At 40.5% G+C, this 22,184-nt stretch carries 14 protein-coding genes; 8 read left to right on the forward strand and 6 right to left on the reverse strand.

Annotated elements, in window-relative coordinates; all coding sequences use genetic code 11:
* The first annotated feature begins 521 nt into the window (after window positions 1-521).
* Window positions 522-1,175: a response regulator gene (locus Aru01_RS14465; protein ID WP_016654755.1), complete on the forward strand. Its 654-nt coding sequence runs from the start codon at window positions 522-524 to the stop codon at window positions 1,173-1,175.
* Between the two features lie 68 nt (window positions 1,176-1,243).
* On the opposite strand, the gene Aru01_RS14470 is transcribed toward Aru01_RS14465, so the two are convergent.
* Together Aru01_RS14470 and Aru01_RS14475 are read right to left on the reverse strand one after the other, a co-directional pair.
* Entirely contained in the window at window positions 1,244-2,011 is a 768-nt protein-coding gene (locus tag Aru01_RS14470) for a hypothetical protein (protein ID WP_016654756.1), read from the reverse strand.
* 344 nt (window positions 2,012-2,355) lie between these two features.
* Window positions 2,356-5,850 (reverse strand): PAS domain-containing hybrid sensor histidine kinase/response regulator, encoded by a 3,495-nt coding sequence (locus tag Aru01_RS14475; RefSeq protein ID WP_016654757.1) that lies wholly within the window; start codon window positions 5,848-5,850, stop codon window positions 2,356-2,358.
* 178 nt (window positions 5,851-6,028) lie between these two features.
* Here Aru01_RS14475 and Aru01_RS14480 point away from each other — a divergent pair, with 178 nt between their 5' ends.
* From Aru01_RS14480 to omp33-36, 3 genes are all read left to right on the forward strand, one after another.
* On the forward strand, window positions 6,029-6,361 hold the full coding sequence (locus Aru01_RS14480) for a DUF485 domain-containing protein (RefSeq protein WP_016654758.1): 333 nt from the start codon (window positions 6,029-6,031) through the stop codon (window positions 6,359-6,361).
* Between the two features lies 1 nt (window position 6,362).
* Window positions 6,363-8,078 carry a cation acetate symporter gene (locus Aru01_RS14485; RefSeq protein ID WP_016654759.1) on the forward strand — a complete coding sequence of 572 codons (1,716 nt, stop codon included), beginning with the start codon at window positions 6,363-6,365 and terminating at the stop codon, window positions 8,076-8,078.
* Window positions 8,079-9,174: 1,096 nt separating this feature from the next.
* Window positions 9,175-10,110 (forward strand): porin Omp33-36, encoded by a 936-nt coding sequence (omp33-36, locus tag Aru01_RS14490; RefSeq protein WP_016654760.1) that lies wholly within the window; start codon window positions 9,175-9,177, stop codon window positions 10,108-10,110.
* A 272-nt stretch (window positions 10,111-10,382) separates the two neighbouring features.
* Here the strand turns inward: omp33-36 and Aru01_RS14495 are convergent, their stop codons facing one another.
* The 3 genes from Aru01_RS14495 to tenA form a co-directional block, all read right to left on the reverse strand.
* The gene (locus tag Aru01_RS14495) at window positions 10,383-12,356 is read right to left on the reverse strand and encodes a glycine betaine transporter (protein ID WP_016654761.1); all 1,974 of its coding nucleotides are present in this window, start codon (window positions 12,354-12,356) and stop codon (window positions 10,383-10,385) included.
* A gap of 320 nt (window positions 12,357-12,676) precedes the next feature.
* Window positions 12,677-15,508 (reverse strand): excinuclease ABC subunit UvrA, encoded by a 2,832-nt coding sequence (gene uvrA / locus Aru01_RS14500; RefSeq protein ID WP_016654762.1) that lies wholly within the window; start codon window positions 15,506-15,508, stop codon window positions 12,677-12,679.
* Window positions 15,509-15,624: 116 nt separating this feature from the next.
* Window positions 15,625-16,302, reverse strand: a complete 678-nt coding sequence (gene tenA / locus Aru01_RS14505) for a thiaminase II (RefSeq protein ID WP_016654763.1) — start codon at window positions 16,300-16,302, stop codon at window positions 15,625-15,627.
* 219 nt (window positions 16,303-16,521) lie between these two features.
* On the opposite strand from tenA, the gene Aru01_RS14510 reads away from it, so the two are divergent.
* Together Aru01_RS14510 and ssb are read left to right on the forward strand one after the other, a co-directional pair.
* A complete protein-coding gene (locus Aru01_RS14510) occupies window positions 16,522-17,886 on the forward strand; it encodes an MFS transporter (protein WP_155757911.1) in 1,365 nt (454 codons plus the stop codon).
* A gap of 51 nt (window positions 17,887-17,937) precedes the next feature.
* A complete protein-coding gene (ssb, locus tag Aru01_RS14515) occupies window positions 17,938-18,525 on the forward strand; it encodes a single-stranded DNA-binding protein (protein WP_016654765.1) in 588 nt (195 codons plus the stop codon).
* A 57-nt stretch (window positions 18,526-18,582) separates the two neighbouring features.
* Here the strand turns inward: ssb and Aru01_RS14520 are convergent, their stop codons facing one another.
* Window positions 18,583-19,788: an MFS transporter gene (locus Aru01_RS14520; protein WP_016654766.1), complete on the reverse strand. Its 1,206-nt coding sequence runs from the start codon at window positions 19,786-19,788 to the stop codon at window positions 18,583-18,585.
* Between the two features lie 91 nt (window positions 19,789-19,879).
* On the opposite strand from Aru01_RS14520, the gene Aru01_RS14525 reads away from it, so the two are divergent.
* Window positions 19,880-20,815, forward strand: a complete 936-nt coding sequence (locus tag Aru01_RS14525; RefSeq protein WP_016654767.1) for a LysR family transcriptional regulator — start codon at window positions 19,880-19,882, stop codon at window positions 20,813-20,815.
* Between the two features lie 80 nt (window positions 20,816-20,895).
* On the forward strand, window positions 20,896-22,184 hold a 1,289-nt coding region (locus Aru01_RS14530; RefSeq protein WP_171248547.1), incomplete at its 3' end, for an SEL1-like repeat protein.

The following is a 22,184-nucleotide window of genomic DNA, read 5'->3' on the forward strand; positions in this document are numbered from 1 at the left end:
ATCAATTCTTCAGATAACCTCTTCTTAGTGAAAATGAGTTAAAGGTGGGGGATAAAAAAGACCCCCGAGCCGAGTCTAGGAGGTCATTGAGATACAACTTTATTGTTTTTGTTATCGGTTAAAAGCATCATCGTTAGATCTCACAGACTCTGCTTCAATTTTTGTTGATTGTCCTTGATTAATTTCTAAATTATAGTGATTTAGCTATAAATATTTGCTGTTGTAAACCAAGTAAAATAAGATTAAATAGCATTTTTTTTAATATGCCTTTATTGCTATAATGTTATTTCTAATTAATTGATTTTAAATAGTAAATTCAAATTTCAGCACACTTGGTTTTGTGTTTTCTTCTTCATAAATGATTGTGATGTCTTTATTTATAAAACTGAATTGTACTGATCAATGTTTAACTGTGAATTTAAACAAGTATTTTGGTGCGAAATTCGTTAATATCTATCTATCACTTATTGTAATAGTGCAGTTGAGACGGAGAACTGTACTAGAGACTACTCGATACGCTTATGAATATTTTAATCGTTGATGATCATCCTCTGTTTCGCCACGCTTTAATTCAAGCTGTGCGTTATAGTTTTCCTCAGGCGCAGATTCATGAAACCGCGGCTGTAAATGAATTCTATGAACGCCTTGAGAGTGGTTCAGAACCAGACTTGGTCCTACTTGATTTGAACTTGCCTGGTGCTTCAGGATTTTCAGCATTAGTGCATGTGCGCGCACAATATCCAGCTATTCCAATTATAGTGGTATCTGCGCATGAAGAGGCTTCAATCATTCAACGCTCTATTGCACATGGTGCAAGCGGTTATATCCCTAAATCTGCTCATCCTAGTCATATTGGTGAAGCGATTCGACATGTACTTGATGGTGAAATTTGGTTACCACCAAATATGTCAGGTAATCTAAGTTTTGACCCACGTAAAGCTGACGAAACTGCTTTGGCTGAACGTATTCAATCACTCACACCACAACAGTTTAGAGTGCTTATGATGGTTGCAGAAGGTTTGCTGAACAAGCAAATTGCCTATGAGCTTGAAGTGTGTGAAGCAACAATCAAAGCCCATGTCACAGCCATTTTTAGAAAGCTAGGTGTACAAAACCGTACCCAAGCCGTATTAGCGATTAATGCTTTGGACATTGAAGAAAAGAGAATTAAATAATTCATTTTAGGGTCCAAAGACTTTCGTGCTTTGAACCCTAACGACCATTTTATAAATCTAAGATGTGTTTAAACGAGGCAATCTTGTTTAGGGGTTAAATTATCGCAATGTAGCGGATTTAGCGCACACTGTAATTCATCAATCTGATCCTGAGTGACCATGCCTTGTGCCTTGAGGTAGTCTGCTACGCGCTCATCACGTAGACTGAGAAATGCTGCATCATAAACACCTAATTTGACGAATAGTGCAGCCGTTTCAAGACTGTTGAAACGGTCCAATAAGATGTCATCACCATACATCAAGAAAATATGGTCGTATGGTGCATTGGTATCGATATTGAGCTGTTGTGCAAGTGTGTGAGGTGCTGTTTTAACAAAGAGTAAGTCAGAGAGCTCATCAAATTGACTCATATCAAGTTGATCTCGACCAGTTTTTACTTTTGCCAACCAAGCTTTGAAGACCAGTACCGCGCCACCACGTAATAACATACTCCATATTTGGTGACGGACTTCGTCACTTAAGCAATCACATTCAGCTTTTAATGTTTCGAGTAGGTGTTGTTCTTGCTGTGAAAGTTTTTCAAATAAACCTAAACCTTGTGGATGATAGGCAACTGGGCTAAAGACATCAAAATGAAGCTCCTCAAAAACCTTAAGGGCCAGTGGTACTGCACTTCGATACAGTGTGTCTAATGCCTGTAAGTGGGTACTTTTTAACTGACTCATTTTAAAGATTTCTGACCAGTTAATATCAGGTAGAAAGGCATTTGCACCATATTGTCGATGGAACTGCTGTGATTGTTGTTGATCTGTTGAAGTATAATTTGAAATATTCATGATAAAACTCCTGCGCTGAGGATTCTTTGATCAATTCATCACATAATGATGAGTGAATGTTTGAATCAGTAGTTGTTATAAGTTTATGTGTTATTTAAAGTACAATAGGAATGCGACTAAAGTATATATATTTTGTTTTACTCTTATAAATTATTATAATTCAATGTGTTATGTAATAGTAACAAAGTGTACGCATATTATCTTAACAAATTGATCATCTTTGCCATAGACCAGGTTAAATTAACTTATGTACTGATAACTTGTTCAATCTTGGTTGAGCGCTAATGCTTTATATTCAGCTGAAATAGCTTTAACGCTCAACACATGATCGATACACCGCCAATTTAAGGCTTCAATTTAAGACTTGAAAGCCAAGCTCTAAGTGCTGCTGGTTTTAACGGTTTTCTAAGTAGCACGATACTGAGCTCTTTAAGTTGTTGTGGTAGCTCAGGATCAGAATCTGCAGTGATTAAGGCTACTGCAACTGCATCTGTACGGTGTGCTTTGATAAAGTCTAGTCCAATTTCATTGTCATTTAAATGTTGGTCAATTAGCCAAACGTGAATATTCTCCTGCTGAATGATGGCTAATGCCTGCTGTGGATTAACTGCTTTAAAAACCGTATATCCCCATTTACCTAATAATGTAGACATTCCATCTAAGATACTTTCATCATTATCTAAGCACAGTATCTTCATAGCATGATCACTAATAGGTAAAATTTGTGCTGCTGTTTGTGCCTGACGAATAGGGGCAGGAACAATGGGTGCTTCAATCATGAAACATGAACCTTTGCCTAATTGCGAATAAACATACACAGGATAATCCAGTAAGTTTGTCATACGTTGTACGATTGCCAGACCTAGACCTAGGCCATGTTCATCCCAAGGTGAGGTATGGCCACAACGTTCAAACTCTTGAAATAGTTTAATACGTTGCTCTTCAGCAATACCTGGCCCTGTATCCCAAACGCCTATACGAATATGCTGTGGACGTTCAGCTGAACGTAAAATACCGACCACTACACGGCCCTTGGCTGTATAGCGTAAAGCATTACTGACAAAGTTTTGGATAATGCGTCGAATCCACTGCGGATCTGTATCAATCCAGAATTGAGTATCATGGACTTTAAGTTGGATCGAACGCTGTGCGGCAATAGACTTAAACTGTAGCTCTAGGTCATTTAACAAATCATGCAATGGAAAAGCTTGACGCTTTGGTTGTATGGTTTCGCCTTCGAGTCGAGCAATGTCTAATAATGCAGACAGCATTGATTCTGCACCATAAAGAGATCGATCAAGTTGTTGTATGATTTTAAGATCTTCTGCACTCACAAGATTTTGTTCAAGTGCGGTACTAAACAGCCTTGCAGCATGCATAGGCTGTAATAAGTCATGGCTTGCAGCAGCAATAAAACGGCTTTTTGACATATTGGCACGATCTGCTTGTTCACGTGCAAGTTGTTGTTCTGAAAGCGCATTGGCCAACTGTTGTGTACGGTCTTGAACCCGTGCCTCTAAGAACGCCTCATTTTCACGGAAAGAAGTAATATCTGCAAAGGTCGTAACAAAACCACCCCCTTGGATCGGGTTACCACACATCTGAATAACTCGGCCATCTTTACGGATTCGTTCAAACTCATGTGCACTACCAACTTTCATCCAATGGATTCGTTTGCGGACATGTTCTTCAATAGAGCCCGGGCCACACTCACCACGTTCTGCGTTATAGCGAATTAAATCTGCAATAGGGCAGCCTACATAAACCAGATCTGTCGGATAATCAAAAAGTTTAAGGTATTGATTATTCCATGCCACTAAACACATGTTTTCATCCACCACACTCACACCTTGTGTGGTGTGATCGATCATGGTCATGATTAGGTTTTGGTTAAAGCGTTGCCACTGTGATGCTTGGTCAAGAATATTGGCGACCTGACCCACAGCAAGACCATTATTGACCATAGCTGTGGTCAGTAGGGTACGTGCAGAGGCAGCACCAATAGTTCCTGCAAGGTATTGTTCAGTAAAACGCCACCACATCCCATTGGCACTACTATGCTCACTGAGAACGACACCGTTTTGTTGACAGAACTGATTAAAAGCTTGGATAGCAGGCTCATCACCTGTAATTCGTTTTGCTAGCGCAATTAAGTCACCAACTTTTAAACGTGCAACTTCATGGTGCACATAATTCAGGTCAGTATTGGTACTTTGTGAGGGTAGCGGCTTACTTTGATAATAGAAAAAACTTTCAGCTTGAATTTGCTCTGCAACGCTAGGGCGATAGACCCGAGAAATCCAGATAAAACAAATAATGTTAAGACCTAAAGACCAAATTACACCGTGGGTGAGTGGCGCAAATGATTCAAAACCCAGTAATGCTTCGGGTCTTAGCCAATTGATTCCTGCAGGGCCGTAGGCCAGGAAAGAATGACTCAGCTCATGATATTGCTCTGGTAAGCTGCGTAATATAGTGGGTAAAAGTAGTGTATAAGTCCAAAGAACAAAACCAGTAATCAAACCAACATAAACCCCTTGTTGGCTGCCCCCACGCCAATACAAACCACCAATCAGTGCAGGGGAGAACTGTGCAACAGCACTAAAGGCCAACAGACCAAAGACCGAGAGTTGATCAATATCATTAAAAAAGTGGAAAAATAAAAAACCTAAAGACATCACCGCTAAAATACAAATGCGGCGGGTCATTTTAAGCATTACAGGTAAACGCTTGTCATGACGGGAAATAACACCAAAATGCCATAAAGCAGGCATAATCAAGTCATTACTTAACATGATAGACAGGGCAACTGAAGAGACCAGCAACATACCCGTAGACGCAGAGAAGCCACCTAAAAAGGCCAATAAGGCTAAACCTTCTTGTTCATAACTTAAAGGTAGGGACAGTACAGCTACATCTGGAAGTTTGAGAAAGTGCGGCGCTGCGTGCATGGCCCAACTGGCAATCGGGATAATGGCAAATACAGTTAATATTAAATAGACTGCAAACCAGCGCCTAGCCCCTCGTATATGTTTTTCATCATGTAGTTCAACTACAGCTACGTGAAATTGGCGAGGTAAACAAATAATTGCCAATGCCGCGAGTAGTGTTTGTACCCAGAATGTTTCTGGTACGCCAAAGAGTTGAACTTCATGGAATGTGTTTTGTACATCTTGACTGACTTGTATGATATTCAGTGGCGATTCGAAAATAAAAAATAGTGCGACACTCAGTAAGGCAAATAACTTTACAAATGATTCAAAGGCAACTGCCAACATGAGCCCGCCATGTTGTTCTGTATTGGCGATTTGGCGAGTACCAAACATCATTGCGAGAATCGCTAAAATTGCGGTAAGACCCAATACGGTGTTTGTTATTGTTGCGATCTGCTGCGTTTGTTGGTCTAAAATAACAGAGGCGCTCAGGGCAATTGCTCTTAATTGTAAAGCAAGATAGGGAATGATCGCGATTACTGCTAAAATCGTTACCAATGATGCGAGTGAGCCACTTTTGCCATAACGTGCAGCGATAAAGTCTGCAATAGAAGAAATAGCATGATGTTGTCTAACACGGCCTAATCGACGCCAAATGTCATAACCAATACCAACAAAGAGTAGTGGGCCTAAATAAATTGGAAGGAAAATGACCCCTTCTCGAACAGCAGCACCAGTGGCACCATAAAAAGTCCATGAGGAACAGTAGACACCTAAGGTTAGGCTGAATAGAAACATACGACCACGGGTACTTAAACGGCTCGCATGTTTTTCACCAAAGAAAGCACAAGCAAAAAGTATGAAAATATAGAGCGCAAGTGCTCCAATAATGAGCCAGCTATTCATAAGGACCACATGGTTATTTCTTCACAATATGATAGCTCATCTCATCAGAATACAGTTATTTGTCAAAAAATTTAACGACCAAAGTATAAGTTACTTACTACACCTAAGCTTGTTACCTTACGCTATCTAAAAAAAATTCAATAAACAACCAAGGTTGGTTGTCTGCAGGAGCATGATTATGGATGAAAAACAGGTAGAACGTATTCTACAAAATCCTAAGTTTCAGGAAATGGTAATCAAAAAGCGTAATCTGAGTTGGACACTAACCGCAATTATGTTGGTTGTTTATGTTGGATTTATGCTGGTTGTTGGCTACAACAAAGAATTCTTAATGACTTCATTTAGTGGCGGAGTAACCACGTGGGGGATTCCACTGGGTCTAGGCATTATTGTCTTGTCATTTGTATTGTGTGGTGTGTATTCATTTATTGCGAACCGGACACTGGATCGATTGAACCAAGAAGCAATGAAAGAAGTTGAACAAATTACTCAAGGAAAAGGATCGCACTAAGATGAAATGGAGTTCATATAAAGCTAAGGCTTTACTTGCGGCATCTGCAATGATGTCTACTTGGGCACAAGCTGCACCTGACTTAGGTGTTGCTGAGCAACAAGCGACAAACTGGCCTGCAATTATCATGTTTGTGGTGTTCGTTGGCTTTACTTTGCTCATTACAAAATGGGCAGCAAAGCAAACAACAAGTACTTCAGACTTCTATACTGCTGGTGGTGGTATTAGTGGTTTTCAAAATGGTCTAGCAATTGCAGGTGACTATATGTCTGCGGCATCCTTCCTTGGGATTTCCGCAATGGTATTTAGTTCTGGTTTTGATGGCTTACTTTACTCACTCGGCTTTATGGTGGGTTGGCCAATCGTTCTTTTCCTCGTTGCTGAACGTTTACGTAACTTAGGTAAATTTAACCTATCTGACGTGGTTTCATTTCGCTTAGAAGAAAAGCCTGTACGTACTTTGGCTGCAATTAGTTCACTCGTCGTTGTTGCTTTCTATTTGATCGCACAAATGGTTGGTGCTGGACAGTTGATTAAACTGTTGTTCGGTTTGAACTATAACATTGCTGTAGTTATTGTCGGTCTTTTGATGATGGCTTATGTAATCTTCGGTGGGATGTTAGCAACAACTTGGGTACAGATCATTAAAGCAGTATTACTCTTGAGTGGTGCGACTTTCATGGCGTATATGGTACTGAGTTCAGTTGGTTTTAGTTTCTCAAACATGTTTACTAAATCGATTGAAGTGTATGGCCAAGTACGTAGCATTAGCTTTGAAGATGCGTCAAAAATTATGGGTCCTGGCAGTCTAGCGCAAAACCCAATTGATGCATTGTCTCTTGGTTTGGCTTTGATGTTTGGTACAGCAGGTTTACCACATATCTTGATGCGTTTCTTTACAGTTAAAGATGCTAAAGAAGCACGTAAATCAGTTGTTTATGCAACAGGTTTCATTGGTTACTTCTATCTTTTAACTTTCATCATTGGTTTTGGTGCAATCCTATTTGTTTCAAACAACCCTCAGTTCCTAGACTTAGCGAAAGGTGCTTTGACTGGTAAGCTTGAGTTGGTTGGTGGTAACAACATGGCTGCGGTGCATTTGAGTGAAGCAGTAGGCGGCGACCTATTCATGGGCTTTATCTCAGCTGTTGCTTTTGCCACAATCTTAGCGGTAGTTGCTGGTCTAACACTTTCAGGTGCTTCAGCAATCTCGCATGACTTATATGCTAACGTATTCAAAAAAGGTCAAACTACACCTGAATCAGAATTGCGTATGTCTAAGATCGCAACTTTAGTGTTGGCAATCTTGGCGATGATCTTGGGTATTTTGTTCGAGAAACAAAACGTTGCCTTCATGGTTGGTTTAGCATTCTCTGTTGCTTGTTGTGCAAACTTCCCAGTACTGGTGTTATCAATGTTCTGGAAAGGTTTAACAACACGTGGTGCGGTGATTGGTGGTGTTGTTGGTCTTGTTGGCGCAGTGACATTAATCGTTCTTTCTAAGGCTGTATGGGTAGACACATTAGGTCTAGCGGATACTGCACCTAGTTCATTGAATGGCCCTGCAATTGTTGCAATGCCGTTAGCGTTCTTCTGCTGCTGGTTCTTCTCGATCACAGATAAGTCAGATCGCGCGCAACGTGAACGTAAAGCATATGATGCGCAGTTCGTACGCTCTATGACAGGTATTGGTGCATCAGGTGCATCAGATCACTAAGCGATAAGTTACAAATACTTTAAGGGCTGTCATCGGACAGCCTTTTTTGTGGGCATTAGACGGGCGATGTGTAAGGTTTTTATCTGGCCATAGTTGGGATTCATGGTGATGGTTTGATTTTGCCAATGGGCATCTTGCAATCTTACTTGCTACAACAAACAGTGCTTATTGACCATAAGCATGTTCATCTGATCAGGGGTAACATGACTTATAAGGAATCAGTTTGATATTCACTAAATGTGTGTGACGAGCATTTACATGTGCTGCAAAGTAGTGCATAATGCACCCTATTGGCGCATATATAATTATTTTTCAGCAGAATAATTGAAATTGCCTCAGTTTTAGCGAATAAAAACCTCAGTTTTTCATGAAAACTGAGGTTTTTTTTGTTTTGGCTCTAGAGATTACTGTAATACATCAAGTTTATGCACCATTATGATGCTTTTTTATTTTTAAGCTTTATTATTAGTTCTTGTTATATATCGTTAGTGTTTTTTTAATGGAATTTATAGGTGTAAAAATCAAATTTATTTTTTAATTATATAAATCAATAAATTAAGTTTTGTGTTCATTGCGCTATTGAAATTACTCTAAGTTTGTACTTAAAACTTAATTTGACTTATTTACTTGGAATTGATAATAATTGCCTTAACTTATGAATATGTAAGATAGAGTTTAAAATCATATAATATTTCAACATGTTAGTCGTGTTAGTGTTTTTTAGAGCTTCTTTTGATTATTTTGTATTCTATTTGAGGTGATTCAGCGCATTAATGTGACATATTTCTTAAAAATTCCACAAATGATGATTTAAAATAACGATCATAATCATTTGTGCGATCTGTTGTTCCAATCATTATTATAACTGTTTATTAGTGGTTATTATCTAATCTTATTGAAAATAAATTGCCATATTGCCTTGTTATAATTGATGTTTTTTATTCAGTCTAGTGAACTAAGTTTATTGTAACAGTCACATTGACTAACAAGTCACTGAGCCCAGTAGTTTTATATTATCCTTTAACATCATTGACTTAAAAAAGTGTAACAATAATAATATGAGCATCTTAAACCATTTCAACTTTTGGAAATGACTATGAAAAAACTTGGTTTAGCTACCGCATTATTGGTGGCAATGACTGGTGCACAAGCTTATCAATTCGAAGTTCAAGGCCAATCTGAATATGTAGATGCATCTATCAACGGTGAAAACTTTACTGGTGGTGTTCAAGGTACTTATTACCTTAAAGATGTTGATACTTCAAAAGGTCCTTTGGCTGAAGCAGCATTCTTAAACCAAGCGTCTAGTGTATCTGCTGCTTATAACTACGCTGAGCTTGACGTTAAAAACAATGGAAAAGCTAAAAACCACAGCTATGGTGTAAAAGCTGAAGGTTTTGTACCGACTCCATATGTACCTGTATACGCATCTGCATCTTATAACCACTCTATTACTAAACAGAATGGTGCTAGCGATGACAACGGTGACCGTTATGCATTAGAAGTTGGTGCTGTTATTGCTCCTAACACGCTAGTTGCTGTTGGTTATACTGGTACTCCAGACCAATTCGTTCTTGATACTTTTAAAGTAATGAACAACGGTGTTGCTGCTTCTACTATCGAATCTGCTGGTGTAATCCGTAACAAAACTGATGCTGGTACTGCTCGTATCAAACATGTAGGCCAAATCTCTGGTACTAACATGGCAGTAGGTGTTGAAGTTGCTGGTTTATTTGCTGACAACAACATGTACGGCATGAACGCTGATCTTTACTTAAATCCTAAGTTAAGCGTTGGTGTTACTTTTGTAGGTACTGATGGTCGTGCTCGCTTTGCTGGCTTAAACGACGGTTATAACGTTGGTCGTTTTGACCAAGCTTACGGTGCGAACGTTAACTACTTCGTAACTCCAGCTATTGCTGTAGGTGTTTCTTACTTACACGCTAACCAAAAAGATGCTCCTGCTGTAAATGGTCAAGCTGTAAAACTTGACACTGATACAGTTGGTGTAAATGCTAAATTCCGTTTCTAAGATCTGAAACAGAAATAGTATAGAGAAGCTGCCTTATGGCAGCTTTTTTAATGCCTGAGTGTTACATCTCTAAGCATTTAAACTGAGGTCGTAAACTTAGTGAATAGATTGAGATCTAGATAATAATCAAATGATTGATGATCGCTTTGATGCCATAGGTATGTGTATTTTGCGCTATAGAGCATAATAAAATGCCCCATCTAAGAGATAGGGCATTGGTGTTTGTAAAACCATGACAAGTAATCACTCAACTCATCACGGTAAAGATCTCATTAACTACGAACAATATTGAGGAAGTGTAAGTGACGCTCATATTGATCGATAATATCTTGCAATAGATCTTCTTTAGTCCAGTCCATCACATCGTAGTTTTGTCCACCTTCTTTTAAGAACACTTCAGCTTGATAGAACTGTGCTGTCTCGGTTTGCTGCTCTTCTTCATTGAGCATAAAACTTGGTGCAACAGTTTCAGTTGAAATAACTTGATAGACAAAATTGATTTCGTTGTGATGATCAACTTTGAGTTTGAGGCCGTGTTCAACTTCGCTAATCTCGACTTCAAGATCTCGACGCTGCAATTCAACTTGAATACTTTGAAATGCTTGTTGTACATGTTGTTGAATAAAGCCTTCAACTTCTTCTTGTGAGTGCGGATAATGCATAATTAAACCCAAGCGTTGTTGCCAGCTACGCGGGTTCTTTACGGCTCTTGGTGTGATACGTGCATCTTGTAGAGCCTGCATTTTGGTACTATCAAGACGTAAAGCTCGAATCAGTCCCCAACATATTAACAATAAAATAAAGGTGAAGGGGAGTGCGCTCATGATGGTGGCAGATTGTAGAGCAGCAAGCCCACCAGCTTTTAACAGTAAAATAGACAACAGTGCAATGAATGCAGTCCAGAATACTCGTTGCCATAAAGGTGAGTTTTCTTCTTTCGCTGTTAAATAGTCGATAACTAACGATCCTGAATCGGCCGAAGTGACGAAGAACAGAATCACCAGTACCGTCGCGAGAATACTTGATACGGCAGCAAAAGGTAGGTGAGTTAAGAACTCAAATAAGGCAACAGAGGAGTCTTGCTGTACGGCTGTAATCAGCCCTGTTTGACCTTTTTGAATGACGCTGTGTAAAGCTGCATTACCCATGACACCCATCCAGATCAAGGTAAAACCTGTAGGGATGAGCAGTACACCAACAATAAACTCTCGGATGGTACGACCACGAGAAACACGAGCAATAAACATACCGACAAATGGCGACCAAGAAATCCACCAAGCCCAGTACATAATCGTCCAACCACCGACCCATCCTGTTGGGTGATAGGCTTCAAGGTTAAACGTCATACTAAACAGATTGGAAATATACTGCCCAGTATTTTGAATCGTGGTTTGTAAGATATAAACGCTTGAACTGCTGAAAAAGACAAAGACCAGCAATAACACAGCCAATATCAGGTTAAGTTCAGATAGACGTTTAATGCCCTTATCTAAACCAAATGCAACTGATAGTGAGGCCATGAGGCTGACAACAATAATTAAGATCAGCTGAGTATTGATGGATTGTTCCCAACCAAACAAGTAGTTCAGACCTGAGTTAATTTGTGTTACGCCAAAACCTAAAGTGGTTGCAATACCAAAAATGGTTCCGATGGTTGCAAAGGTGTCGACACTATCGCCTATAGGGCCATAAATCTTTTTACCGATCAGGGGATAAAGCGCTGAACGAATCTTTAATGGTAGATTGTGTCGAAAAGAGAAATAGGCCAGTGCCAATCCCACTAAGGCATAGATAGCCCAAGCATGTAGTCCCCAGTGGAAGAAGGTGACACGCATGGCTTGCTGTGCAGCCATGATGGTTTCAGGCTCACCTTGAGGCGGACGAACATAGTGCATGATCGGCTCGGCAACACCAAAGAACATCAGGCCGATCCCCATACCCGCAGTAAAAAGCATGGCAAACCATGAGCCATTACTGTATTCGGGTAGACTATGATCGGGCCCTAGTTTAATTTTCCCGATTGCAGAGCAAGCAAGGAAAACTAAAAAAATCAAAAACAATGCAACAGCTAAAACATAAAACCAGCTAAACGATTGAATAATCCATTGATTGAGATCTTTGGCAAAAAGCTCAAATTTGCTAGGGTTAACTAAGATGAGCGCAATGAAAATGGTAATAATACAAACAGTACTCAGAAATACACGAGGATTGACATTGTCAAACCATGTATGCTGTTTGGAAGGCATAACTCCCCCATATTTTTTAATTAGTCAGACTTGAAAAGGCAACTCTAAAATGGCACACACAACAAGTGTATGAGCATTTATTGAGTAGAAATAAAAGATATAAAAGTGATGAATATTAAGAACATCGTATAAGTTTGTAAGTAACTATGCAATTTTCACTGACTGTTTATCACTCTTGATCGTTTTGTTTTACTTATCAGTTGATTTTAAAAAATGTATATAAAACAAATAATAACTATGGCAATAAGTTGCTCAAAAGCTTGAGCAACTTATTCTGTTACATTTTAATATAAGTGTGATTTACATCACATAATTAAGCATTAGCCTAGTAATGGTTTTAAGAATTTAGCCGTATGAGATAACTTCGACTCGATTACTTCTTCAGGAGTGCCCTCGGCGATAATTTGTCCACCACCAGAACCACCTTCAGGACCCAAATCAACAATCCAATCCGCTGTTTTGATGACATCAAGGTTATGCTCAATCACTACAATGGTATTCCCCTTGTTCCGAAGCTCATGCAAGATATCAAGTAATTTTGCAATATCATGAAAATGCAGACCTGTTGTCGGTTCATCCAGTACATATAGAGTTTTGCCTGTATCACGTTTGGCCAGTTCTCTTGCCAGTTTAACGCGCTGAGCTTCCCCTCCAGATAATGTTGTCGCGGATTGGCCAAGACGAATATAGCCCAGACCTACTTGGTTTAAGGTTTCCAAACGACGATGAATCACAGGAATCGCATCGAAGAAATGCATCGCATCTTCAACAGTCATCTCCAATACATCCGAGATATTTTTACCTTTATAACCAACTTCTAAGGTCTCGCGGTTATATCGTTTACCATGACAAGCATCACATGGGACATACATATCAGGAAGGAAATGCATGGCAACTTTAATCATGCCATCACCTTCACAAGATTCGCAGCGTCCACCTTTGACGTTAAAAGAAAAACGACCAGCGGCATAGCCACGGGCTTTGGCTTCTGGTGTTTGTGAAAATAATTCACGGATTGGGGTGAACAAACCTGTATAAGTTGCAGGGTTCGAGCGAGGTGTACGGCCAATAGGGCTTTGGTCAATGTCGACCACTTTATCTAAGAACTGTAAGCCATCAATGGAGTCAAAAGGTTCCGCAGTTAGCGTAGTTGCACCATTGAGCTGGGTTGCAGCTAAAGGCAGTAAGGTACGGTTAATTAAGGTTGATTTACCCGAACCAGAAACACCAGTCACACAAGTCATGATGCCTAGTGGAATCGTGAGGTCCACTTTTTGCAGGTTATGGCCAGAGGCACCCATCAGTTTAATTTGCTCTTGAGGCTTCGGAGGAGCGGTCCGTTTTGCAGGCACTTCAATTTTAAGTTTGCCAGAGAGGTATTTACCGGTCAGGGAGTCCTCATGTTGAGCCAACTCTTGATAGGTTCCTTCAGCAATCACATAACCGCCGTGTACACCTGCACCAGGCCCAATATCAATAATATGGTCCGCTGCACGGATCGCATCTTCATCATGTTCAACGACTAATACGGTATTGCCCAGATCACGAAGACGAATGAGGGTTTCAAGCAGACGATCATTATCACGTTGGTGTAAACCGATGGATGGTTCATCAAGAACATACATTACCCCCATCAAACCCGCACCGATTTGTGAAGCGAGACGGATACGCTGAGCTTCACCACCAGAAAGGGTTTCTGCCGAACGTGATAGGCTTAAATAGTTTAAGCCTACAGAAACTAGGAACTGTAAGCGTTCACGGATTTCTTTAAAGATCTTGTCAGCAACTTCGCCACGAGCACCAGTCAACTTGAGTGATTGATAATATTCTGCGGCATCGCCAATCGACATTTTAGTAATTTGAGCAATGGTTTTGTCTTGTACTTTGACATGACGTGAAATTTCGTTGAGACGCGAACCATTACACACATCACAGGCTGCATTGGACAGGTACTGTGCTAAGTCATCGCGGACATAGTTACTTTCTGTCTCGCGATAACGACGCTCTAGGTGAGGTAAAACCCCTTCAAAAACTTGAACACGATTGTGTTTACGGCCACGTTCGTCGATATAGCTCAGGTCAAGCTTAGTTTTGCCAGAACCATAAAGAAAGATTTTTTTATCAGCAGCAGAGAGCTCTTGCCACGGTGTATCTAGTGACAATTCAAAGTGTTCTGCGACTTTTTGTAAAATGGTGTAGTAGTAAGGACGTTGGCGATCCCAACCACGAATCGCACCTTGGTCAAGGGAAAGCTCTGGGCTTGGGATCAATTTGTCTGCACTAAAATGACTACGAGTACCTAAACCATCACATGCAGGACAAGCACCAAAAGGGTTGTTAAATGAAAATAGACGTGGTTCAAGTTCTGCAACTGCACGATCACACTCAGGGCATGAGTGCTTCGCTGAGAAAATACGTTCAGGCTGTTCAGCATTCATCCACGACAAGATCGCGATATCGCTCCCAATGCGTAGTGCAGTTTCAAAGCTTTCAGCGATACGGTTACCTAAGTCATCACGGACTTTAAAACGGTCAACTACGACTTCAATGGTGTGTTTTTTCTTTTTATCTAGAACAGGCGGTGTGTCGATATCAATGATTTCACCATCGACTCGCGCACGTACAAACCCTTGGCTTTGCAGTTGTTCAAATAGATTGCTGTATTCACCTTTGCGTTCACGAACGACAGGTGCAAGAAGCATGAGTGCAGTGCCAGCTTCTAAGCCTTTGACGACGTCAACCATTTCGCTAATGGTTTGTGCCACCATCGGTAGATCATGCTCAGGGCAATAGGGCGTGCCTACTCGGGCATAGAGTAAACGTAAATAGTCATAAATTTCAGTAATTGTTCCCACTGTAGAGCGAGGGTTATGACTGGTAGATTTTTGTTCAATCGCAATAGCAGGACTTAGCCCTTCAATCGAATCAACTTCAGGCTTTTCCATTTGAGATAGGAACTGACGTGCATAGGCAGAGAGAGACTCAACATAACGGCGTTGTCCTTCTGCATATAGGGTGTCAAAGGCAAGTGATGATTTTCCAGAACCTGAAAGCCCCGTGATTACCACAAATTTATCGCGTGGAATATCGAGGTTCACATTTTTTAAATTATGGGTCCGTGCGCCTCGAATACGGATATGGCTTTGGCTCATGTATTTATCCTGCAAAGTTCATTTGAATGATGTATATGATAGCGCGTGAAAAATGTTCAAGCTTTGCTTGAACATTCTCTGCGACAAATTGTGTCTCTTTAAATGTAAATTGTAATTTAAGCTTGTTTTAGACCCGCAGGCCAAGTGCGTAACTGATAAGCGCTATCCCAGAATAACCACTCCAGTTCAGCAGCTTGGGTATAGGCCTGATGCATCTTTTCAACTGTGACAGCATCACACTGTGCTGCGATACGATCAATCGTGGCTTTTACCTGTTCAACTGCAAGATTAAACTCTTCACCACTATACGTGTCGATCCAAGCTTGGAATGGGTTATTTTCAGTTGTTTTATTGACAATATCTTTACCAACTTCTGCATAAATCCAGAAACATGGTAATAATGATGCCAATACCACAGGATAACTTTCTGACCACGCTGTTGCAGTGAGATAAGCCGTGTAATGATGGCAAGCTAAAGTCAGGGGTGTTGTTTCAAATTGTTCTTTTGAGACATCGAATTCTTTCATGAAGCTGTCATGCAGACTACGTTCTACCACGATGGCAACTTTAGCTGACTCAGTGAATAAAATGATCTCATCTGCACTAAATGCTTTGGCAGCACATACCGCTAAAGCACGGCCATAAGCTTCTAAGTAATGTGCATCTTGAATGACATAATGACAAAACGCGTCTTTATTCAGCGTGCCATTGGCGAGTTCTTGATTAAATGGCAAAGCCAAAGTGTTTTGATATAAAGACTGATTACGCTGCCAAGCCTCTTGAGTAAAGCTCATTATGTATTCCTATTTACATGAAAATTAAACATATGCTGTAGGCAATATAGCAAGAGTAGACTAGAGAAGAAACGGTCACTACGATTTAGCGTTGATTGCAGCTGAGTAGGGTGTTGTCGTTGTGAAAAATCACTGATGAGCTTGGGTAAAATATTCCCACAATTGAGGGTGAATATGCGATGATACCGAAGATAAAATTTTGATTTAAGCCATGATTTAATAATGAATAATCTAGAGCGCCGTTCAACGTTTGCATTAAGCAGTATCTTTGCACTGCGGATGTTAGGCTTGTTTATGATCATTCCTGTCTTTTCTGTGACAGGACAGACATATCAACATGCAACACCTGCTTTGATTGGTTTGGCTGTTGGCGTATATGGCCTAAGTCAAGCTATTCTACAAATCCCATTTAGTTTATGGGCCGATCGCTATCATCGTAAGACGCTGATTGTGATTGGATTGCTATTATTTGCTGTCGGTGGTGCAGTTGCCGCGATGTCAGACAGTATTTATGGTGTAATTGTTGGTCGAGCGATTGCAGGTGCGGGTGCTGTTTCTGCCGTGGTGATGGCACTTCTTTCAGATGTGACACGCGAAGAGCAGCGCAGCAAGGCCATGGCCATTATGGGAATGAGTATAGGTCTATCTTTTACCATTGCTTTTAGCTTAGGGCCTTGGCTGACCAGCTTAGTGGGTATTTCGGGTTTGTTTTGGGTGACCTGTATTTTAGGGATCTTGGCGATCTTTACTTTATTATTGGTCCCTAAAACCACACGACATCATCGAAACTTTCAACAAGGTTATTTAAGCCAGTTAAAACAAGTGTTGAAAATGCAGGATCTCAATCGACTGCATTTTTCGATTTTTTCACTGCATTTATTGTTAACTGCGATGTTTGTCTATTTACCTTCACAGCTAATCGAGTTTGCTGGGATTCCATTATCTAAACATGGTATGGTTTATTTACCTTTATTGGTGGCCAGTTTATTTGTGGCTTTTCCAAGCATTATCTTGGCTGAAAAGTATCGTCAAATGCGTGGAATCTTTATTGCAGCGATTGCAGCTGTAGTTGTCGGTCTGGCCATTTTAAGTTTTGGTGAATATTCAAAGTATATTTTACTTGTTGGTTTGGCATTTTTCTTTATTGCCTTTAACGTGATGGAAGCATTATTACCATCATGGTTATCTAAAAGTGCGCCGATTCAATCAAAAGCAACAGCTATGGGTGTCAATGCCAGTGCACAGTTTTTAGGTGCTTTTGTTGGTGGTACCGTGGGTGGTCAGCTCTTGATGTTGAACAATACAGAACTCGGCTGGGGCATATTAACCGCAGTCGCTATCGTTTGGTTGTTGATCAGTTTTGGTCTAAAACAACCACGTTACTTAAGTTCGATGGTGTTAACTTTGCCTGAGCATATCTCTACGGCAGAGTGGACTGCTAAACTGTTAACTTTCCGTGGTGTTGAAGAGGTTGTGGTGATGTCAGATCAGAACGTTGCCTACATCAAACTTGATAAACGCGAAATAGTTGAGACCGAACGACAAGAATTAACGCACTTGATAGGTAGAGACCTAGCCATTTGAACACAACTCTTATAAAGTTAAACACAGAATTGAATAGGAAGATAACAGCTCATGCGTGGTGTAAATAAAGTTATTTTGGTTGGTACTTTAGGCCGTGACCCAGAAACTAAAACTTTTCCAAACGGTGGTTCACTGACGCAATTTTCGATTGCAACAAGTGAATCATGGATGGATAAAACCTCGGGTGAACGTAAAGAACAAACCGAGTGGCACCGTATTGTACTCAACAACCGTTTAGGTGAAATTGCTCAGCAATATTTACGTAAAGGTTCTAAAGTGTATATCGAAGGTTCATTGCGTACGCGTCAGTGGACTGATCAAAATGGTCAAGAGCGCTATACCACTGAAATCCGTGGTGACCAGATGCAAATGCTTGATTCGCGTCAACAGGGCGATCAACAAGGTGGTGAAGGCTATAACCAGCCGCGTTTTAACAATGCTCCACAACAAGGTGGTTATAACCAAAACAATAACCAAGCTGGCGGTTATAACAATGCGCCGCAGCAAAGTGGTTATAACAATGCTCCTGCTCCAGGTGGTTATGGCAACAATGCACCTCAACAAGGTGGCTACCAAGCACCTAAACCACAGCCTGCAGCTGCAGCACCAGCAGATTTAGATGACGATTTACCGTTCTAAGCAGTATTGAACGCATAAAAGACCTGATTTTATATCGGGTCTTTTTTTATGGGTGGATTAAAGATCCGAGTTTTTATGCTTAAGTTTGACCAGAACCAGCAAAAAGACTGTTAAAAAAATGATGAAGGTTGCTAAGTGCATATTCAATGTTAAGTGATAAGCATCAACTATATATCCCCCCATGAATGATCCTAAACCAATGGCGAGATTGAATACTGAGATATATAAAGCACTTGCGATTTCGATATGTTTAGGTGCATTGACCATCATCCATGTCATTAAGGCAACCGATATGCCGCCATAGCTAAATCCCCAAACAAGTAGAGAGATCGTGCTTGTGATCAACTGATGATTTGCAGTAAGGGTTAAAATAACTGTTGAAAAGATGAGACCAATAATAATGACCCATAAGGTGTATTTTAAATTTTTTGCAGCGGCCATACCTAGAACAAAGTTTCCGCACATCCCAAGGACACCATAAGCAAATAGCGCAAGACCGATTTGATGATCAGACAAAGCATGTATTTCTTGTAAAACTGGTCGAATAAAAGTGAATGCCATAAAGTGGCCTGAAACTAAAAATAGTGTAATGAACAAGCCGATGAGGATATTTTTATTTTGAACAGCTTCGAGGAACTGTCGTATTGAGTTGCTGGTTTGCGAGGGAAGAGAAGGGATGGTTAAAAAGCTCAGAACCAGAAGTATGAACGAGAATACAGCCATCATCAAAAATAAAGCTCTCCAACCTAAGATATTGTCAATAAATACCCCTATAGGAACTCCAAAAACTGAAGCAGCAGAAATTCCTGCAAATATAATCGATGTGGCCAATCCTACAGCTGTGGGTTGAGCGAGCCTAAGCGCCAAACCACCTGCGATCGCCCAAATTCCACCAATACAAAATCCAACAATAATTCGGGAGATCAGCAACCAAGCCATAGTCGAAGATAATGCAGCCATGAGATTGGCAATAATAAGTAGGCTAACCAACGATAAGATCAGTGTTCTACGGTTGATATTGGCAAAAAGTAACACAACGATGGGGGCAAAAAGGGCTGCAATAATCGCAGGAATAGAAATGAGCAACCCTGCGGTACCTGTGGAAGAATCGAGGGTTGATGCGATTGGATTTAAAAGACCTATAGGGAGCATCTCTGTGGTTACCACAGCAAAAGTTAATAAGGCAAGGACAACAACAGCAAGCCATTGACTGTGTTGAACAGTGTCGTTGTCCTGTGTAATAGATGAAAGGGTATCCGTCATGTTTAGCTCAAAATTTTTCATGAATTTTTAACTATACATAGCGCAATTGCGGAGATAAACTGAGCAAATGGAGTAAGATTGGGGAAAAAAGGTGTCTAATAAAAAGAACGATATGCTTGATAACCTATTTGATTTACGTGTTTTTGTTGCTATTGCACAATGCCAAAGTTTCACGTTAGCAGCTCAAAAACTGGGTGTGTCTCGTTCTGCTGTAGGAAAATCACTTTCTAGATTAGAGCACCATCTCAATACTCGGTTATTACATCGCACGACGAGACAAGTGAGTCTAAGTGCTGAAGGGCAGTTGTTTTATCAACATGCGATTAAGATTTTAAATCAAATAGAAGAAGCTGAAAGTGCGTTAAACACTGCAAAGCAATATCCACGGGGCAGGTTTCGAATAAGTCTACCTGTGGCCTTTGGACGTTTGCACGTCTTGCCAATTTTGCAAGACTACTTAAATCAATGGCCAGAAATTCAAGCAGAAATTGACTTTTCAGATGATTACTGTGATTTAGTCAAAGATGCATTTGATTTGGCTATACGAATCGGTGGAAATGATGACAGTCGATTAGTTCGACGAGTATTGGCCCCACATCGATTAGTCACATGTGCGTCACCTGCTTACTTAGAGCAGTATGGTACTCCTCTGCAAATAGACGATTTAAACTCGCATCGACTCATCGGTTTTAGTCATCAAGAGTTAGCCGTACCTTGGCGCTTCAAAGTGGATAATCAAGACTTTTATTATCCTGTGAATGGTCCTATCACATTTAATAATACTGAGGCGATTACAGATGCGGCGCTTTGCGGCTTTGGTATATGTCATGTAGGTGCATTTTTAGTTGGCCAATATATTGCTGATGGACGATTGATTCCGATATTGCAGCAGTATTCTCATGTTGAGCCACCGATCTGTGCCGTTTATCCATCAAAGCGATATTTACCTGTTAAAGTGAAATTATTTTTAGAGCTTATTGAGCGTACTTGGAATAAACAGGCTATATGGGATCAACCTAGGCTTTAATCTTGTTATACATTTCACTCAGTCATGCTGCTTAAAATTGGATTAGAATAATAAAGAATTCATCGCTCTGGTTTATCTTTGTGAAATTTAATAAAAAAATATTGGCGCTCGTGCTGTCCCTTCATGTCATTCCAATTTCTTCCCTCTATGCCAAAGATTTTTCAACAACTTTGCATGCTGCCCAGCAGGGTGATGCAGCGATGCAGTTTGAGTTGGGTTCGATGTATTACAAGGGCGAGGGTGTTGCACAGGATTATGCTCAGGCACGACCATGGTTAGAAAAATCGGCAATGCAAGGAAATGCTCAGGCGCAATATGGTTTGGCTGTGATGTATTACAATGGGCAGGGCGTGGATAAAAGTCTTGAACAGACAGAATTATGGCTGAATAAGTCCGTTGCACAAGGTTTTGCCAAGGCGCAGTATGCATTGGCTTTGTTGTATTACAAGGGGGAAGGGGTCAGAAAGGATAACCTACAGGCTGCTCAACTTTTTGAACAAGCTGCAGCGCAAGGAAATATCGATGCACAGCTGGCTTTAGCCGCAATGTATCACAAGAAGCAATATACTTTAAAAAATCCGCAGCAGATGGTGGCATGGATAAAAAAAGCAGCTGAACAGGGTAATGCTGATGCACAAAGTTATTTGGGCTGGATGTACTTTCACGGTGTAGATGTCGAACAAAGTCATCAACAAGCTTCCAAGTGGTTAGATCAGGCTATCGCGAAGAACAATGCTTCTGCTCAATATCTTTTAGGTGAAATGTACGCGAAAGGGTTGGGTGTGCCACAAAGCTATTCAAAGGCTTTGACGTATTTAAATCAATCAGCTGCGCAAGGCAAGGCGGAGGCACAAAGCTTTCTTGGTTGGATGTACTACAGTGGTAGTGGTGTAAAACAAAATAATCGTACTGCATTTGACTATTTCAATAAGGCAGCCCAACAAGGCAGTGCTTATTCACAGTTTTATCTTGGCGAAATGTATTTTAAAGGTTTAGGTACCAATAAAAGCTATAAGCAGGCATTTGAATGGTTTAATAAGTCCGCGATTCAAGGAAAAGCAGAAGCACAGAGTTATCTCGGTTGGTTGTACTATTATGGCGAAGGCGTCACGCAAAGTGATACACAAGCCTTAGACTGGTTTAGTCAAGCTGCTGAGCAAGGTGATGCCTATGCACAGTATTACCTAAGCGAACTGTATATGAGTGGTCGAGGGACGACTAAAAATATAGAGCTTGGCAATAAATGGCTGTTAAAAGCGGCAAGAGGTGGTGATAAAACCGCACAGTTTACTTTAGGGGCAAACTACTTGCATGGTTATAACGGCATGCCCAAGAAAAAATCTCAGGCTTTGATCTGGTTGCATAAAGC

It is taken from the genome of Acinetobacter rudis (assembly GCF_000829675.1).
Lineage (GTDB): Bacteria > Pseudomonadota > Gammaproteobacteria > Pseudomonadales > Moraxellaceae > Acinetobacter > Acinetobacter rudis.

Coding starts and splice junctions, on each gene's coding strand:
- Aru01_RS14465 (WP_016654755.1), top strand. CDS start 522: ATGAATATTTTAATCGTTGATGATCATCCTCTGTTTCGCCACGCTTTA.
- Aru01_RS14470 (WP_016654756.1), bottom strand. CDS start 2,011: ATGAATATTTCAAATTATACTTCAACAGATCAACAACAATCACAGCAG.
- Aru01_RS14475 (WP_016654757.1), bottom strand. CDS start 5,850: ATGAATAGCTGGCTCATTATTGGAGCACTTGCGCTCTATATTTTCATA.
- Aru01_RS14480 (WP_016654758.1), top strand. CDS start 6,029: ATGGATGAAAAACAGGTAGAACGTATTCTACAAAATCCTAAGTTTCAG.
- Aru01_RS14485 (WP_016654759.1), top strand. CDS start 6,363: ATGAAATGGAGTTCATATAAAGCTAAGGCTTTACTTGCGGCATCTGCA.
- omp33-36 (WP_016654760.1), top strand. CDS start 9,175: ATGAAAAAACTTGGTTTAGCTACCGCATTATTGGTGGCAATGACTGGT.
- Aru01_RS14495 (WP_016654761.1), bottom strand. CDS start 12,356: ATGCCTTCCAAACAGCATACATGGTTTGACAATGTCAATCCTCGTGTA.
- uvrA (WP_016654762.1), bottom strand. CDS start 15,508: ATGAGCCAAAGCCATATCCGTATTCGAGGCGCACGGACCCATAATTTA.
- tenA (WP_016654763.1), bottom strand. CDS start 16,302: ATGAGCTTTACTCAAGAGGCTTGGCAGCGTAATCAGTCTTTATATCAA.
- ssb (WP_016654765.1), top strand. CDS start 17,938: ATGCGTGGTGTAAATAAAGTTATTTTGGTTGGTACTTTAGGCCGTGAC.
- Aru01_RS14520 (WP_016654766.1), bottom strand. CDS start 19,788: ATGACGGATACCCTTTCATCTATTACACAGGACAACGACACTGTTCAA.